This is a genomic window from Brachybacterium sp. YJGR34 (genome assembly GCF_003347015.1).
Classification (GTDB): domain Bacteria; phylum Actinomycetota; class Actinomycetes; order Actinomycetales; family Dermabacteraceae; genus Brachybacterium.
Window position 1 is genome coordinate 125,986 of the sequence record NZ_PNFB01000005.1, and the last position, 15,884, is coordinate 141,869.

The following is a 15,884-nucleotide window of genomic DNA, read 5'->3' on the forward strand; positions in this document are numbered from 1 at the left end:
GTCCACCCCGCCGCGATTCCCCCGTGGCCGCCGGGGGTGCGCGCCGGCACCTCCGCTCGGGAAGCCCCGTGACGCCCTACCTGTTCCTCGGTCCCTTCCTGATCCTGTTCACGGTGTTCGTCCTCGCACCGATCCTCGTGCTCGCGTGGTCCAGCACCCGCCAATGGATCCTGGGCTTCGACAGCGGCGGGTTCGTGGGCTGGGCGAACTACGCGTCGCTGCTCAGCGGTGAGGGCGTGCTGTCCGAGGAGTTCTGGCGGGGCATGCGTGTGACGGCGATCTTCACCGTCCTGTCCGTGCCCCTGCTGGTGACGATCCCCTTCGCGCTCGCTCTGCTGCTGAACCTCCGCTTCCGGGGCCGCACGGTGTTCCGGGCCCTCTACTTCGCCCCCTACGTCCTGGGCGTGGCCGTGGTGGGCGTGCTCTGGCACTTCCTGCTCGACGCGCAGGTGGGCCCCGTGAATCACCTGCTGGGAGCTCTCGGTCTGCCGGACTCGATCGCGTGGACCACCTCGCTGCCGGCCGCCTGGGTGTCCCTGGTGGGAGTGACCGTGTGGTGGACCGTCGGCTTCAACGCCGTCATCTACCTGGCCGCCCTGCAGGAGGTGCCCGCGGAGCTGTACGAGGCGGCCCGCGTCGACGGCGCCGGAGCGTGGCGCCGGCTGTGGACGGTGACGATCCCGCACATGCACCGCGTGCTGCAGTTCGTCGTCGTCATCACGATCATCGCCTCGGCCAACATGTACGGGCAATCGGCGCTGATCACGAACGAGCAGCCGGGCGGCGCGACGCGCACCGCGATCGGCTACATCGCCCAGACCGGCATGCAGTCCTACGACATCGGGATGGCCAGCGCCATGAGCATGGCCCTGGCCCTCTGCCTGATCCTCGCGAGCCTGCTGGTCAACCAGCTCTTCCGCTTCGTGGGAAAGGTGTAGACCATGAGCGCCGTCCTTCCGACTCGTCGTCGCCCCCTGCAGCCCCGGCGCATCGCCCTGTGGGTCCTGATCATCGCGCTGACCGCCGTGTTCGCCATGCCGCTGCTGTACATGCTCTCCACCGCCTTCAAGACCCCGGCCGAATCGGTCTCCCCGGACTTCCGGATCTGGCCGCAGGAGCCGACTCTCGGTGCGTTCCGGCAGATCCTGGGCGACGACTCGGTTCCCGTCCTGCGCTGGGTGGGCAACAGCCTCCTGGTCGCGGTCGCGCATTCCGCCCTGACCGTCACGCTGGCCGTCCTGGCCGCCTATGCCCTGGCGCGCATGGAGTTCCGCGGGAGACGGCTGATGATGGGCGCCATCCTCGCGACCATGTTCGTGCCAGCCGTGGTGATGCTCATCCCGCACTTCCTCATCGTGAACTCGCTGGGCTGGCTGAACTCCTACGCGGCACTCATCATCCCGGGGGCCGCCGGTGCGTTCGGCGTGTTCTTCCTGCGGCAGTTCTTCGCCGGGATACCGCGGGAGCTCGAGGAGGCCGCGATCGTGGACGGCTGCACCCAGTGGTCCACCTTCGCGCGGATCATGCTGCCTCTGGCCCGTCCGGCCATCGCCACCCTGGTGGTGCTCTCGTTCCTTTCCAGCTGGAACGACTATCTCTGGCCCGTGTACGTGCTGTTCAGCGGCGATATGCAGACGCTGCCCTCCGGTCTGCGGCTGCTGCAGGCGGAGAACACCACCCGCTACGACGTGATGATGGCCGGAGCGGTCATCGCCAGCGTCCCCGTCCTGGCCCTGTACGTCGCCGCCCAGCGCTGGATCATCGAGGGCGTCTCGACCAGCGGCATCAAGGGCTGACCCTCAATCCTCCCGAAAGGACATCATGACTCTCCACGCTCGCATCGACATCACCGACGACTCCACCGCCGCGGCCTCGGACCGGGCCATCGACCCGATGGTCTACGGTCACTTCCTCGAATCGGCGTTCTTCCACAACATCGAGGGCGGAGTCTTCGACGAAGGCTCGCCGCTGTCGGTGGCCGGCGACGGCCCTCTGGCCGGATGCCGCCAGGACGTCATCGACGCCTGCCGGGAGCTGGGCATGCCGGTGGTGCGCTGGCCCGGCGGGAACTTCACCTCCGCGTACTGGTGGCAGGACGGCACGGGACCTCGCGATGATCGCCCTCGCCGGCTCGAGCTGGCGTGGGGGAGCGAGGAGTCCAACCGCTTCGGCACCCCGGAGTTCCTGGCCTGGTGCGAGGCGACCGGCGCCACGCCCTATCTCGCCCACTCGTGCCGCAGCGTCGATGACGCCGTGCGCTGGGCCGAGTACTGCAACAGCCCCGGGGACACGGAGCTGACCCGGCGGCGTGCGGCCGACGGCATCGACCCGGCCCGCCCGGTCCCGATCTGGGGCCTCGGCAACGAGGTCTGGGGCCCCTGGCAGATGGGGCATCGCAGCGTCGAGCGCTACGCCGAGGACGCTCGCGAGCATGCCCGCTTCCTGCGGGCGGTGGACCCGTCGATCGAGTTCGTCGCCGTGGGGCTCGACGACGACCGCTGGACCGAGGTGGTCGTGCGGGAGCTCGGCGAGGTGGCCCGGTGGTTCTCCGTCCACGCCTACGGGGCGGGATTCCATCTCGTGGATCCCTCCCGCGAGGAGTTCGATGCCATCGTCTCCCAGGCGGTCCACTTCGAGCACGTGCTGCAGGACTTCTCGCGGACGCTCGCCGCCGCCGCGGACCGTCACGGCATCACGAGTCCGGTGGAGATCGCGCTGGACGAGTGGAACATGCGCCACTACGAGCCGCGCACCTGGGGCGCTCCGCTCCCCGGGGCCGACGGCGGCACCGCCCCGCGGGACACCACCGGACCCGCCGATCCGCCCGGCACCGCAGGAGAGAACGGCTGGCGGGTCAACCGCTACTCACCGCGCACCCTCGCCGACGCGCTGTTCTACTCCGGGGTGTTCCACGCCATCCACCGCACCGCCACCCGCGACGTGCCCGTGACCATGGCGAACACCGTCAACCTCGTCAACGCCAACGGGCTGCTGGCTGTGCGCGAGGACGGCCTGGTGCGCTCGGCCACCTTCCACGTCTGGGACCTCTACCTCAACCACTTCGGCACCCGCCCGCTGCCCGTGCGCGCTCTCAGCCCCTCCATCACCCAGCCCGTGCGGCGGGAGCAGGGCTGGGGCGGTGAGGCGCAGTGCACGAGCTCGCCCGTCGCCGTCCCGGTGCTGGATGTCAGCGCCTCCGCCTCGGCCGACGGATCGCGCCGCTACGCGGCGATCATCAATCGCTCCGCGGATCAGGACGTGCGCACCGTCCTCGTCGTGGAGGGGGAGACGGTCGAGGGAGCGGTCACCGTGCGGACCCTCGGGGCGGAGGCACAGGACCTGTTCGCTGCGAACACCGTCGACGCGCCCGAGGCGGTGAGCATCCGGGAGGGCTCGGCGACGCTGCGTGGTGGCGAGGTGACCGTCCCCGCCCATGCGGTGACGATCCTGGAGTGGGGGAGCGGGCGCTGAGAGACTTCCATCGTCCGATGCGGATCGGAAAGTTCTCCCAGGACGCTTCCCGCGAGAGACTCGCCGTCATCGCGCGTCATCCCTTCGGCCCGAGCGATCGGCTCAGTCGTTCGCGCGCCGAGTTCTCAGCACGCGACGGAACCGCTCCCGGAGCGCCGGATCCACCACATACAGATACGTCCCCCGCATCCCACGGGTCAGCAGCACCCGGTAGATGTTGGTGATGTACTGCAGGAGATCCTCGTCGGTCGTGTCCCGCCCGCGCATCCGGTTGTTCTGCTTGCCCTTCTTGTCGAAGTAGCTGTCCCGGTCGGCGGCGAGGTGACCGGTCTCCGGGTCGACGTACAGGTCCGCTCCGATGATCACACCGGCGTAGTTGAGGTCGTAGCCCTGCACGGTGTGGATCGACCCGACCTCCTCGAGCGATGTCTTCGAGGCGATCCAGTCGACGTCGGTCCGGTTCCAGTCCAGGCTCACGCCGTCGAGAACGATGTCGTGCTCGCCGGACTTCTTCCTGCTGCGCCACGGCCAGGCGTAGCCGGCGACGAGGCGGGCCAGGCCGTGCTCGGCATCGCGTTCGCGGATGCGTTCATGCATGGCTCCGAGATCGTCGAACAGCTCGACCTCGTAGTCACGGAGGTCCGGAGGCGAGGAGGGCGGCTGATCGGAGATCATCGCCCGTGCGAAGTCGAGGTACTCCTTGCCGCCCTTGACGCGCATCTGCGTATCGAGCGGGTACCACCGGCGCGACGTCCTGGCCTCGGCGACGACCCGCTCGAACACCTCGGGTTCGATGTCGGCGGGCCGCACGCTCTGGGCGGTGTCCAGCAGGAGGATCGTGTGGCGGGCCTTCGAGCGGATCCAGTCGAGCTGGTTCAGCGAGTCGTCGTCGGTGCCGAACAGATCGTTCGTGATCCTGGCGAAGCGCGCCGTCAGCGTGCCATGGGACTGCGAGGCGCGCTGTGTCAGGCGATGCGCCTCGTCGACGATCAGCACGTCGAACTGTCCGTCGGTCTCTGCCGCCTCGTACGGGGTGAGCACGCTGGCGTCGCGCAGGGCGGGGACCTTCTTGAAGACCTTGCCGATCGAGATGCGCAGCGACTTCTGGGGGACCACCAGGCCGATGCGCAGGTCCTGGAAGCGCTCACGATTGCCCTCGACGAAGAGGTCGGAGAACATCGAATCCCCTTCGATCTCATCCGTCGGGTCGAAGTCGGCGAGGTCACGCAGGAGCTTCATGAGGTGGATGCCGACGATGGTCTTGCCGGTGCCGGGGTCTCCCTGGATCACCGCGAGGGTCCGGTCGGTGCGGGGCAGGTCCTCGACCAGGCCCTCCATGATGTCCAGCACGGCGGCACCCTGCTCGTGGTTCAGCGCCTTGTACGGCGAGAGCTTGAAGAGGTCCGTGTTCTCGATCTGCGGGATCGAGCGATGGAAGTACCCGCGGACGCGGAGCTCCTCGAAGACCTCCTTGAACGTCTCGGTGTACTCGCTGCGCTGGTAGTAGTCCTGGTTCGTGATGCCCTCGTTGAGGTTGAGCACCTCGTAGCGGCCGTCGCCGCTCAGCAGGCGGATGAGGAAGGACTCCAGGTCGAGGCAGGCGGAGCCGTTGAACCGGTCGTCGAAGACGACCCTGACCTCGCGCAGGTGCTGCTTCTTCGCGGACTTCAGGTGCTGGCGCATCCGTCGTTCGACGTTGCCGGTCTCGCCCACATAGATGTCGCGGCCGTCCTCGAGCAGATAGACCACCGGCCAGTTGTCGAACCGGGGGATGCGCTCACGAGCATCGGAGACGGCGTCGGCCGTGAACTCCAGCTCCTCGATCTCAAAGCCGGTCATACTTCGTGCTCCGACCTCTGGCTTTCTCCACCGGGTACTTCTGGCCCGTCCGCTCGAGCTTCGCCCGCACGATCTGCTCGGGGTCCAGGCCCAGCCGGTCAGCGAGGAGCAGTGCGTAGGTGAGGACGTCGGCGAGCTCGCCGGCGACCTCGTCGACGTCGGCCTGGCTGTTCCACTGGTAGCACTCGAGCAGCTCGCCGGCCTCGATGCTGATCGACTTCGCGAGGTTCTCCGGCGTGTGGAACTGCTGCCAGTCGCGCTCGGCCATGAACGCTCGCAGGGTCTCGATGAGCGGTTCGTCGGTCACGATGCCAACCTAGCACCGGGCTGCCGACCATCTCCCCAGGTCGTTCTGGGTAGGTGGGCCGGAGCGACCGAGCAGGTCTCACCCCGCCGCCCCATCCTTCCCCAACGCATACCGCGCCGAGTCCACATCCGTGATCACCACATCCGCCAGCCCGGACCGCAGCACGGCCAGCACCGCATCATGCTTCCCCGCCCCGCCGCCCAGCGCGATCCGCTGTGGCACCGCCTCCAGCTCGGCCGGCGAGATCCCGATCAGCCGCTCGCCCAGCGCCTCGACCACGCCGCCGTCGGCGTCCAGCAGGGTCGCGCCGATCTCGGCGACGGTCTCCTCGACGAGGTGGAGGTCCCCGTAGTCGGCCACCTGCCGGGCCAACAGGGAGGCGTCCGGCCAGCCGCCGATCGTGAGGTAAGCCTGCGAGATCCGGCGGAACCGCTGCACGGTCCGCCGGAGGGAGGGGTGGGCGAGGAGCGTGCGGGCGGACTGCTCGTCGGCGAGGATCGGGGCGTAGAGCGGATAGGTCTCCCCGCCCGCGGCGCGGCCCAGCCGCAGCACCGCCTCCACGCCGTCCTCGAGCCGTGAGGTGCCCACACCGGTCAGCTGGACGACGTCGGCCATCGGCAGCGACTCCACCCGGCGCGAGGCTTCCACGAGGGTGCGGCCGGGGGTGACGCCGATGATGTCGCCGTCGGCCACGGTGTCCTCGAGGAAGGTGGCCGTGACGGCCGCGATCGCCTGCCGCACGTCCTCCTCCGTCGTTCCCGGCACCGCGACCACCAGTGCGGAGCGCAGCGAGAACTGCGCGGCGAGCTGCGTGGACAGCGAGATGTCCAAGGGGTTGGTGAGTGCGGCCCGCACCTCCACCAGCCCCAGCTCGCGGGCCCGCTTGATCATCCGTGAGACGGCGAAGCGTGAGAGGGACACCTCCTCGGCGATCTCGAGGATGGGGCGCCCCTCGCCCAGGTGCTGGACGGCGACGTAGGCGTGCAGCACCTGGCTCTGCAGATCCATCGGCGTGCTCATATGTGCACTAGTTCCATGGGGTGCGCTCATGTGGTTAGCCTCTCATGCAGACCGTGAGCACGTCACCGAGCGGCGTCGTCCCGCCCGCCGCGCGTTGTCCAAAGGAGGACACACATGCCCACCGGAAGAATTGCTCTGTCGCGGCGGCACGCCGTGGCCGCGGGGGTCGCGGCCATGACGGCGCTGGCCGCCGGCTGCAGCAGCAGCTCCGAGATCCCCCCGCCCCAGACCGTCGACGCCTTCGACTGGTCGAACTTCTCCGGCGAGAGCCTGAGCCTGCTCATGAGCGAGCACCCCGTCTCCATCGCCGTTGCCGAGCACCTCGAGGAGTTCGAGGAGCTCACCGGCATCACCGTCAGCCTCGAGACCCTCAGCGAGACCGACTACATGGTCAAGCTCCTCACCGAGCTGCAGTCCGGGGCCGGCAGCTACGACGCCTTCATGTCCTCGCAGCCCATGAACTTCCAGTACGCCGGCGCCGGGTGGATCGAGGACCTGCTGCCCTGGGTGGAGGACCCCACCAAGACCTCCCCGGACTGGGATTTCGAGGACTTCTATCCCGCACTCATCGAATCGCTGCGCTGGGACCAGACCGAGTACGCGGGCGCCGGGCAGGGAGGGCTGTGGGCGATCCCCGCCAACGAGGAGGGTTATGCGCTCTTCTACCGCCAGGACATCCTCGAGGAGGCCGGCATCGCGGTGCCGGAGACCATCGAGGAGCTCATCGAGGCGGCCGGGCAGCTGCACGGCACCGTCGTCGACGGCACCGAGATCAACGGCTTCGTCTCCCGCGGCGACAAGACCTACCCCACGCTGAACCCCTTCAGCACCTTCTTCCTCGCCCACGGTGCCACTGACATCGTCGACGGAAGGGCGGCGGTGAACTCCCCGGAGTCCGTCGCCGCCGTCGAGCAGTGGGTCCAGCTCATGCAGTACGCCCCGATCTCGGCCAGCACCTACACCTGGTACGAGGCGCAGCAGGACTTCATCGCCGGCAACGCTGCCTTCTACATCGACGCCGACCACATGGCGCCGGACTTCGAGAAGAGCCCCATCGCCGGGAAGGTGGGCTACGCGCTGCCGCCGCGCGGGCCGGCCGGCCGCGGATCGAGCATGTGGGTGTGGTCGCTGGGCATGAACGGCGCCTCCCGGCACAAGGACGCCGCCTGGCAGTTCATCCAGTGGGCCACTTCCAAGGAGTTCCTCACCGCAGCCATCGCCGGCGGCAACATGAACCCCACCCGGATCTCCGTCGCCGAGGGTCCCGAGATGGCCGAGGCCACCGCCGAGTGGGGCGACTACAACGAGGTCTGGCAGGAGATCCTCGCCGAGTACGCGAGCTGGGCCTACACCCCCGCCTCCCGCTTCCCGGAGATCGGCGACGCCTGGACCATCCGGATCCAGTCGGCGGTGCTGGGGCAGCAGAGCCCTCAGGAGGCCATGGACGAGGCCGCCGAGAAGATCGACGCGATCATCGAGGAATGAGGAACCCATGAAGCACAACAAGGCACTTCCCTACCTCCTCGCCCTGCCGGGGATCGCCGTCCTCATCGCGATCCTCTACCCCTTCCTCACCGGCGTGTGGTGGTCCTTCACCTCCTACCGCCTCACCGAGGGGGACCCGGTCTTCGCCGGCCTGGACAACTACATCGACCTCTTCACCACCGGTGACGGCCTGCACGCCATCGGCGTCACCCTCACCTACGCGGTCACCGCCGTCGTCATCGAGGTGCTGATCGGGACCGGCCTCGCCTACCTGCTCAACCACGGCCCCTACGGATCCTTCTTCCGGATCCTCATCGTGCTGCCGCTGCTGCTGCCGCCGGTCATCGCCGCCCTCATGTGGAAGGTGATGCTGACGGAGAACGGCGTGGCGAACTGGCTGCTGGAGAGCACCATCGGCCGCGGCTTCCTGTGGTTCAACGGACCGGACACGGCGCTGGCGACCGTGATCCTGGTGGACGTCTGGCTGTACACGCCCTTCGTCGTGCTCCTCATGCAGGCCGCGCTGCGCAGCATCCCGCTCGAGCTGCGAGAGGCCTCCGGCGTCGACGGCGCCGGACCCTTCCGCAGCTTCTTCTCGATCACCCTGCCGATGGTGATGCCGGTGCTGGTGGTGGTCATCGCCTTCCGCGGCATCGACTCGCTGAAGATGTTCGACGTCATCTACACCACCACCAAGGGCGGTCCCGTCGACGCGACCACCAACCTGCATGTCCTCGCCTATCTCGAGGGCATCCGGAACATGAACTTCGGCGCCGCCATGGCGATCCTCGTCGTGCTGTGGCTGCTGTGCTATCTGATCTCGTACTTCCTGCTGAAGGCTCGACGCAAGGAGATGTCGGCATGACCCACGCCGCCCCGCGCCCCACCGCCCTCGTCCCGCGCACCAGCACCCGCCGCCGTCGGCGCCGACGGATCGGCCACGCGCTCGCGATCACCGCCCTCTCCGCGTGGACCGTGTTCGCCCTCGCGCCGATCGTGTGGATCCTGATGATGTCCCTGAAGACCCCCGCGCAGGTGGTCGCCAACCCGCCGCTGTTCTTCTTCACGCCCACGCTGGAGAACTACGCGACGGTGCTCAGCGGGCCCCAGTTCCTCCAGCCCTTCCTCAACTCGATCATCGTCACCGCCGGGTCGCTCGCGCTGACCCTGGTCATCGGACTGCCCACGGCCTACGCCTTGGCACGCTTTAGGTTCCGCGGGCGGGAGGACATCGGCTTCGGCATCCTCTCCCTGCGCTTCGCCCCGGAGCTGCTGATCATCCTGCCGCTCTACCTCGTCTTCCAGCGCACCGGCCTGGCGGACAACTACGTGGGCCTGATTCTCGCGTACCAGATCGTCACCCTGCCGATGCTGGTGTGGATGCTCCGCTCCTTCATCGAGGACCTCCCCGGATCGCTCGAAGAGGCCGTCGCGATGGACGGCGGCACCCGCTGGACCGCCTTCCGGCACGTGCTCTTCCGCCTCATCGCCCCCGGCCTCGCCGCGAGCCTGATGCTCTCGTTCATCTGGGCCTGGAACAACTACATGATCCCGCTGGTCCTGGCCGGGAAGAACACCCAGACCGTCACCACCGGCCTGCAGCAGTACATCGGCTACCAGTCCATCGAATGGGGGCCGATGGCGGCGGCCACGATCGTCTCGATCATCCCCGGCATCCTCTTCGCGATCTTCTCCCTGCGCTGGATCGTGGGCGGGCTGACCGCCGGGACGGTGAAGGGATGAACGCCGCGCCCCTCGAGATCCCCGGACACCACCGCGAAGGAGAACCCGCCGTGACCACCGCCCCCACCCACATGACCGCGAGCGTCCTCACCGAGCCCGGCGTCATCGCGCTGCAGGACGTGCCCGTCCCGGCGCTGGGCCGTCACCAGGTGCTCGTGAAGGTCGAGGCCGTCGGCGTGTGCGGCTCCGACACGCATTTCTACGAGACCGGCGCCATCGGTGACATCGAGGTGCACGGGCCCGTCATCCTCGGGCACGAGTCCTCCGGCGTCGTCGTCGCCGGCGGGGCCGACGTCGACCCCGCACGGATCGGCACCCGCGTCGCCGTCGAACCGCAGACGGTCTGCCGCCGCTGCGAGTACTGCAAGCAGGGCACCTATCACCTGTGCCGCAGCGTGGACTTCTACGGCGCCTGGCCCGTGGACGGCTCCTTCGCCGAGTACGAGCTCATCGACGACGACTTCGCCCACGAGATCCCGGAGTCCATGACCTTCGAGCAGGCCGCGATGGCGGAGCCGGTCTCGGTGGCCCTCCATGCCGTGCGCAAGGCCGGGATCACCGAGGGGTCGCGGGTTCTGATCACCGGGGCGGGGCCGATCGGGGTGCTGAACGCCCAGGTGGCCCGGGCCTACGGCGCCACGGAGATCGTCATCAGCGACCCGGTGGAGAACCGTCGGCGCTTCGCCGCCGAGCACGGCGCCACCCGTGCGATCGATCCCGCCGCCACCGACTTCGCGCCGTTCGAGGAGCACTTCGACTGCTACATCGACGCCTCCGGCAACGCCCGCGCGATCGACGCCGCAATCCCCACCCTCCGCCCCGGCGGGATCGCCGTGCTGGTGGGGATGGGCGGCAAGCGCCTCGAGCTGCCCATCGCGCTCATGCAGCACCGCGAGATCACCCTGACGGGCACCTTCCGTTACGTGAACACCTGGCCCGCGGCGATCGCGCTGATCAGCTCCGGGAAGGTGGAGGTGGATGCGCTGATCACCGGTCGCTACGGGCTTGAGGGCGTGGAGGAGGCGCTGCTGGCGGCGAAGACTGATCCGCTGGCGATCAAGACGGTGGTGATTCCGGGGTATCAGGGCTGAGCGCGGGTGGAGCCGGGTCGCAGCGACGGCTCGGCGTCGCGCTGACCGTTGCACCTCCTGGGCCGACGGCGGACCCGTACCCTGGGCACGGACCATCGAAGGAGCAGGGACGTGACCTCGACAGCGCAGATGCCCAGCGAGACCCGTGAGGCCGGCAGCACCCGTCGTCCCAACATCCTCCTCCTCCACATCGACGACCTCGGGTGGTCGGACCTGGGCTGTTACGGCTCGACCTTCTACGAGACGCCGCGCCTGGATGCCCTGGCCCGCGCGTCGTGCTCGTTCACCGAGGCCTACGCCGCCTCGCCCGTGTGCTCACCGTCGCGAGCGGCGCTGATGACGGGCAAGGTCCCGGCGCGCGTCGGGATCACCCAGTGGATCGGGGGCAGCGGTGTCGCCGCGCTGTCGGACGTCCCCTATCACCATGACCTTCCCCGGAACGAGTACACGCTGCCCCGGGCGCTGCGCGATGGCGGCTACACCACCTGGCACGTGGGCAAATGGCATCTCGGCGCCGGGACGAGCGGACCGCTCGCGCACGGCTTCGACGTGAACATCGGGGGAGGGCACCGCGGCTCGCCGAACACGTACTTCGCACCCTGGGGGATCGAGGACCTGCCGGAGTCCGACCCTGGCACCTATCTCACCGATGCGCTGACCGATCATGTCCTCGCGCTGATCCGCGAGCACGACGGGGAGCGTCCGTTCTTCCTGCATCTCGCGCAGTACGCGGTGCACGCTCCGATCCAGGCGCCGGAGGAGCTGGTCGCGAAATACCGTCGCAAGGCGCAGGCACTGGGACTCGACCGGGTGGATCCCTTCGAGGTGGGGGAGCGCAAGCCGATGTGGGGACAGGAGCACCAGCGCGTCATCCGCCGCACCGTCCAGTCCGATCCCGCCTATGCCGCCATGGTCGAGAACCTCGACACCAACGTCGGACGGGTGCTCGACGAGCTCCGGGAGCAGGGACTGGCCGAGGACACGATCGTGGTCTTCACCTCGGACAACGGCGGACTGTCCACGGCGGAGGGGTCACCGACATCCTGCGCGCCGCTGGCCGAGGGGAAGGGGTGGACCGAGGAGGGCGGCGTCCGGGTGCCGCTGATCCTCCGGGCCCCGGGGGTCACCACCCCCGGCACGACGGCTCGAGTGGTCGCGAACGGCCCTGACCTGTACCCGACGCTGCTGGACCTCGTGGGCCTGCCCCTGGTCCCCGTGCAGCATGTCGACGGCGTCTCCCTGCGGCCGTGGCTGGCGCAGACAGATCCGCTCGACGACCGGGGCCCGGTGTTCTGGCACTACCCCCACTACTCGAATCAGGGCGGCCGGCCCTCGGCCGCCGTCCGTCAGGGGCGGTACAAGCTGATCCGCTTCTTCGAGGACGAGAGCGCCGAGCTCTACGACCTGGAGACGGATATCGGGGAGCGGCGCGATCTGGCCTCTGAGCTCCCGACGGTGCGCGATGAGCTGCTGAGCGCCCTGGCCGCGCATCTCGACGAGGTGGGCGCCCTGATCCCGCGCACGAACCCCTGGCCGCGGCCGTTCGACTGAGGCAGGAACGCTGGCTGCCTGCCGCCTGGACCGCGCGCCCGACGGGGAGATGGTCGCCCACGGTGCCGGGTCCGTGGGGTATCCGGCGTACGCGCCGAGATCGTCACTTCACCCCGCCCACTCCAGGAATTCCTCCGCCACGATCACCGGCTTCTCCCACCGCGCGGCGTCCTTCGCCTTGCGCGACTGGGAGCCGGCCTCGGCCACCACCAGCACGTCGGTCCGGGTCTTGGTGAGCGTCGGGACGGGCTCCAGGCCGCACCGCGCGGCGAGGCGGTGGAGGTCCTCCTTCTCCAGCGCCCCGAAGCGCGGGGAGTCCACCGTCCCGGTGAAGCAGATCCGCGCCCCGGGCACGAGCACCGCGGCGAGGTCCACGGGGGCGTCGGCCGCGACGTCCTCGGGCAGCACGCGCACGCCGTAGTGCTCCTCCGCGGCGCGCAGCCGCTCGAGCACCGCGGCCTCCGGTCGCGGCACCCGGGACCAGGCGGTGCGCAGGTGCTCGGCGAGCACGGCGGCGGGGTCGTCCTCCGCGGAGAGGTTGCCGCCGACGACGAAACCCGTCGGCTCCGTGGTCCCGCTCGTGCCCGTGGTGCGGGCCAGGAGGTAGCCGGTCCCGGGCACCCGCTGGGGAAAGGCCGTCCCGGCGCCGGGCAGGGCGGTGCCCTCGGCGTGCAGCCGCGCCCGCGCCTCACGCAGTGCCCGGGCCCGCGCGAGCGCCGTCGGCGCCTGCAGCCGCTCCAGCTCCCCGTGGGTCAGCAGGTCCCGCGGCAGCTCGAGCCCCAGCGGGACCTCCTGCACGATCCCGTTGCGTTTGAGCTCGAAGTCGATCAGCGCCAGGTCCTGATCCACGCCCCGGCCCACCGGCACCCGCCCGGCCAGCAGCGAGCCGAGCGCCGGCCAGGCCTCCGCCAGCACCGGCGCGAGCTGCACGTCCCGCGCGGTGAGCCCGTAGTCCGTGGCTGCGCTGAACAGGTCCGAGGTGGGGTTGACGACCGTGGTCGCGGCGTCCCCCTCGTCGGTCACCACGGCGATCTCGATCGGGCGCGGACGCCACCGATCGCCGCTCGTGCCCACGGAGAGCACCGCGAGGTACGCCTCGCCGAGCGCGGTGGGCGTGGTGGCCCCGGCCTGCAGGTAGCGCCGCACCCGTCGGTCCGTCTTGAGGTCCCGGGGGAGCACCTCGCGCCTCAGCACCAGCCCCTCGAGGCTCGTGCAGCGCGAGAGCGCTACGTACAGCTGCCCGTTGGCGAAGGTGCCGCCGGTGAGGTCCACGACCACCCGGTCCAGGGTCTGCCCCTGGGACTTGTGGATGGTGATCGCCCAGGCCAGCTTCATCGGCAGCTGGGTGAAGGTCCCGATCACCTCGTGGACCAGCGCCCCGCCCTGCACGCTGGGCCGGGTGATGTCCCAGGTGTGGGGGCGCACCGACACGCTCTCTCCGCCGCGCAGCTGGACGGTGACCACGGGCCCGTCGGCGTCGGCCCCGATCCCCGTCACCCGGCCCAGGGTGCCGTTGACCCAGCGCTGTGAGGGATCGTTGGTCAGCAGCATGACCTGGGCGCCCACGGCGAGCTGGAGCCGCTCCTCGGTGGGGTGCTCGAAGCCGTCGGTCTGCCCGGTGATCTGTGCGGGGAAGGTCTGCGGGGCCTCGGGGAGGCGCTCGAGCATCGTGCGGTTGCGGGCGCCGACGATCCGGTTCGTGGTCGCCAGGGTCAGCCAGAACTCCTCGAGCGGGGGCTCGAAGTCCGCGGCGGTGCGCGCGTTCAGCTCCGCCCGCGCCTCCTCGAGCAGGGCGCCCTCCCGCACCGCGTTCAGCAGGTCCACCAGGCGGTCATCGCCCTGCTGGCGGAAGACGGTGCCGAGCTCCACCACGGGGAAGGTGGCCGCGTCGAAGGAACGGGCGGAGAAGAAGAACGGTGTGCCGAAACGCTCCTCGATCCACGCCGACTCCGCGTCGGTGACCACGGGCGGCAGCTGGTACAGGTCGCCCACCAGCACCAGCTGCACCCCGCCGAAGGGGGCTCCGGGTTCCGGACCGAATCGCTCGAGCGCGGCCGTCAGCGCATCGAAGAGGTCCGCCCGCACCATCGACGCCTCGTCGATGATCAGGGTGTCGAGCTCCTTGAGCGCGGTGGCGAAACGACCGGGGTAGTAACCGCCGCCGCGCACCATCTCCTCGCTGACCCCGATCGGGAAGGAGAACAGGCGGTGGATCGTGTACCCGTCGACGTTGAGCGCGGCGATGCCGGTGGGAGCGACGGTGAGGGTGCGCCGCTCGGTGGTCTCCAGGTAATGGCGGATGAGCGTGGACTTGCCGGTGCCGGCCTTGCCGGTGAGGAACAGGTGGTGCCCGGCGTGCAGATGGTCCAGCGCCGCCCGGAACTCCTCGGTGATCACCAGCCCCGCCGGGACCGGCGGATGCGGCATCGGGGCCGCGGGGGAGACCTCCTCGCCGGCAGCACGTGGCGCGGGCTCGGCGTCGCCGGATCGAGGGGTTCGGTCGGAGAACGCCCCATCACCCGAGGGCGTTCTCCGACCGAGATCAGGTTCCGAGATCGCGGCGGGCGTCGGCCGCGCCCGCGTCGCGGTGAGCGGGGCGTCGTACCCGGTCTGCGCGTCCAGCGCGAGGTACCGCTGAAGCAGTCCGGCGGTGGCGCGGGCATCACCGAGCGCCGAATGCGCATGCTCGAGCGGGATCCCGAGGGCCGCGCAGCAGTCCCCGAGCCGGCGCCGTGGCAGGTGCGGGAGATAGAGGGTGCTGCCCTGCAGGGTGCAGTAGGTGGTGCACTGCGGCATCGGCAGCTCGACGCGTGCGAACTCCGCGCGCAGGAAGGCCAGGTCGAACTCCGCGTTGTGCGCGACCACCACCATCCCCTGCAGCACGGAGCCGATGGTCACGGCCAGCTCCGCGAAGGTGGGCGCCCCGGCGACATCGGCATCGCGCAGGCCGTGCACATGCGTCGCGCCCACGCTCCGGCCCGGATCCAGACGCGTGACCCACTGGTCGATCGCCCGGCCCTGAGCATCGGCGCGGACGATCGCGAGCTCGATGATCCGCTCCGCGGCGGGGGACAGGCCCGTGGTCTCCACGTCGAGGACCGCGAAGACGGGGGTGCTCTCGCCGGCCGCCGCCGACGGGTCGGGTGCCCCCTCCGTCTCCGGCATCTCGCGCCCCTGGGCGCGATCGAACAGTCCCACAGGGCCTCCCGGGCAGCGGTCGATGATCGCTCGATGATCGCAGACGGGCCTGACGGCCGAGCTGTGTCGTGGACCGCCGGACCAGGTGCACGGTCCGGCCTCGATCTGAGTTCGCGCCCGCCCGTCCGGACCGCTGGATAGGGTGCCAACAGCAGGGACGCCACGACGGGGGAGGGGCT

12 protein-coding genes are annotated in these 15,884 nt (G+C 69.8%); 8 read left to right on the forward strand and 4 right to left on the reverse strand.

The window, feature by feature from the left end; all coding sequences use genetic code 11:
* The first annotated feature begins 68 nt into the window (after window positions 1-68).
* Genes CXH06_RS06745 through CXH06_RS06755 form a run of 3 tightly spaced genes read left to right on the forward strand, consistent with a single transcriptional unit; the run spans window position 69 to window position 3,471 of the window.
* Window positions 69-938, forward strand: coding sequence for a carbohydrate ABC transporter permease (locus tag CXH06_RS06745; RefSeq protein ID WP_232820235.1), 870 nt, complete (start codon window positions 69-71; stop codon window positions 936-938).
* Window positions 939-941: 3 nt separating this feature from the next.
* Window positions 942-1,796: a carbohydrate ABC transporter permease gene (locus tag CXH06_RS06750; protein WP_114854395.1), complete on the forward strand. Its 855-nt coding sequence runs from the start codon at window positions 942-944 to the stop codon at window positions 1,794-1,796.
* 25 nt (window positions 1,797-1,821) lie between these two features.
* Window positions 1,822-3,471, forward strand: a complete 1,650-nt coding sequence (locus tag CXH06_RS06755) for an alpha-L-arabinofuranosidase C-terminal domain-containing protein (protein WP_232820236.1) — start codon at window positions 1,822-1,824, stop codon at window positions 3,469-3,471.
* Between the two features lie 102 nt (window positions 3,472-3,573).
* On the opposite strand, the gene CXH06_RS06760 is transcribed toward CXH06_RS06755, so the two are convergent.
* The 3 genes from CXH06_RS06760 to CXH06_RS06770 all read right to left on the reverse strand — a co-directional run bounded on the left by CXH06_RS06760 (window position 3,574) and on the right by CXH06_RS06770 (window position 6,625).
* Window positions 3,574-5,310, reverse strand: a complete 1,737-nt coding sequence (locus CXH06_RS06760) for a DUF2075 domain-containing protein (protein ID WP_114854396.1) — start codon at window positions 5,308-5,310, stop codon at window positions 3,574-3,576.
* The gene (locus tag CXH06_RS06765) at window positions 5,297-5,578 is read right to left on the reverse strand and encodes a nucleotide pyrophosphohydrolase (protein WP_369832976.1); all 282 of its coding nucleotides are present in this window, start codon (window positions 5,576-5,578) and stop codon (window positions 5,297-5,299) included. Before CXH06_RS06765 ends, CXH06_RS06760 begins: the two co-directional genes overlap by 14 nt.
* Window positions 5,579-5,695: 117 nt before the next feature.
* Entirely contained in the window at window positions 5,696-6,625 is a 930-nt protein-coding gene (locus CXH06_RS06770; RefSeq protein ID WP_157975642.1) for a sugar-binding transcriptional regulator, read from the reverse strand.
* A gap of 126 nt (window positions 6,626-6,751) precedes the next feature.
* On the opposite strand from CXH06_RS06770, the gene CXH06_RS06775 reads away from it, so the two are divergent.
* From CXH06_RS06775 to CXH06_RS06795, 5 genes are all read left to right on the forward strand, one after another.
* Entirely contained in the window at window positions 6,752-8,122 is a 1,371-nt protein-coding gene (locus CXH06_RS06775; RefSeq protein WP_114854399.1) for a sugar ABC transporter substrate-binding protein, read from the forward strand.
* 7 nt (window positions 8,123-8,129) lie between these two features.
* Entirely contained in the window at window positions 8,130-8,987 is an 858-nt protein-coding gene (locus CXH06_RS06780) for a carbohydrate ABC transporter permease (protein ID WP_114854400.1), read from the forward strand.
* Complete coding sequence (locus CXH06_RS06785) at window positions 8,984-9,865, forward strand: carbohydrate ABC transporter permease (RefSeq protein ID WP_114854401.1); 882 nt, start codon at window positions 8,984-8,986, stop codon at window positions 9,863-9,865. The genes CXH06_RS06780 and CXH06_RS06785 overlap by 4 nt, the downstream gene beginning before the upstream one ends.
* Complete coding sequence (locus tag CXH06_RS06790; protein ID WP_232820237.1) at window positions 9,862-10,956, forward strand: NAD(P)-dependent alcohol dehydrogenase; 1,095 nt, start codon at window positions 9,862-9,864, stop codon at window positions 10,954-10,956. Before CXH06_RS06785 ends, CXH06_RS06790 begins: the two co-directional genes overlap by 4 nt.
* Before the next feature lie 111 nt (window positions 10,957-11,067).
* The gene (locus CXH06_RS06795) at window positions 11,068-12,507 is read left to right on the forward strand and encodes a sulfatase (protein WP_232820238.1); all 1,440 of its coding nucleotides are present in this window, start codon (window positions 11,068-11,070) and stop codon (window positions 12,505-12,507) included.
* Window positions 12,508-12,615: 108 nt separating this feature from the next.
* Here CXH06_RS06795 and CXH06_RS18705 read toward each other — a convergent pair whose 3' ends face one another.
* Window positions 12,616-15,705, reverse strand: a complete 3,090-nt coding sequence (locus CXH06_RS18705; protein WP_255411412.1) for an exonuclease domain-containing protein — start codon at window positions 15,703-15,705, stop codon at window positions 12,616-12,618.
* Window positions 15,706-15,884: the final 179 nt, after the last annotated feature.

Coding starts and splice junctions, on each gene's coding strand:
- CXH06_RS06755 (WP_232820236.1), top strand. CDS start 1,822: ATGACTCTCCACGCTCGCATCGACATCACCGACGACTCCACCGCCGCG.
- CXH06_RS06760 (WP_114854396.1), bottom strand. CDS start 5,310: ATGACCGGCTTTGAGATCGAGGAGCTGGAGTTCACGGCCGACGCCGTC.
- CXH06_RS06750 (WP_114854395.1), top strand. CDS start 942: ATGAGCGCCGTCCTTCCGACTCGTCGTCGCCCCCTGCAGCCCCGGCGC.
- CXH06_RS06785 (WP_114854401.1), top strand. CDS start 8,984: ATGACCCACGCCGCCCCGCGCCCCACCGCCCTCGTCCCGCGCACCAGC.
- CXH06_RS06765 (WP_369832976.1), bottom strand. CDS start 5,578: ATGGCCGAGCGCGACTGGCAGCAGTTCCACACGCCGGAGAACCTCGCG.
- CXH06_RS06780 (WP_114854400.1), top strand. CDS start 8,130: ATGAAGCACAACAAGGCACTTCCCTACCTCCTCGCCCTGCCGGGGATC.
- CXH06_RS06770 (WP_157975642.1), bottom strand. CDS start 6,625: ATGGATCTGCAGAGCCAGGTGCTGCACGCCTACGTCGCCGTCCAGCAC.
- CXH06_RS06790 (WP_232820237.1), top strand. CDS start 9,862: ATGAACGCCGCGCCCCTCGAGATCCCCGGACACCACCGCGAAGGAGAA.
- CXH06_RS06775 (WP_114854399.1), top strand. CDS start 6,752: ATGCCCACCGGAAGAATTGCTCTGTCGCGGCGGCACGCCGTGGCCGCG.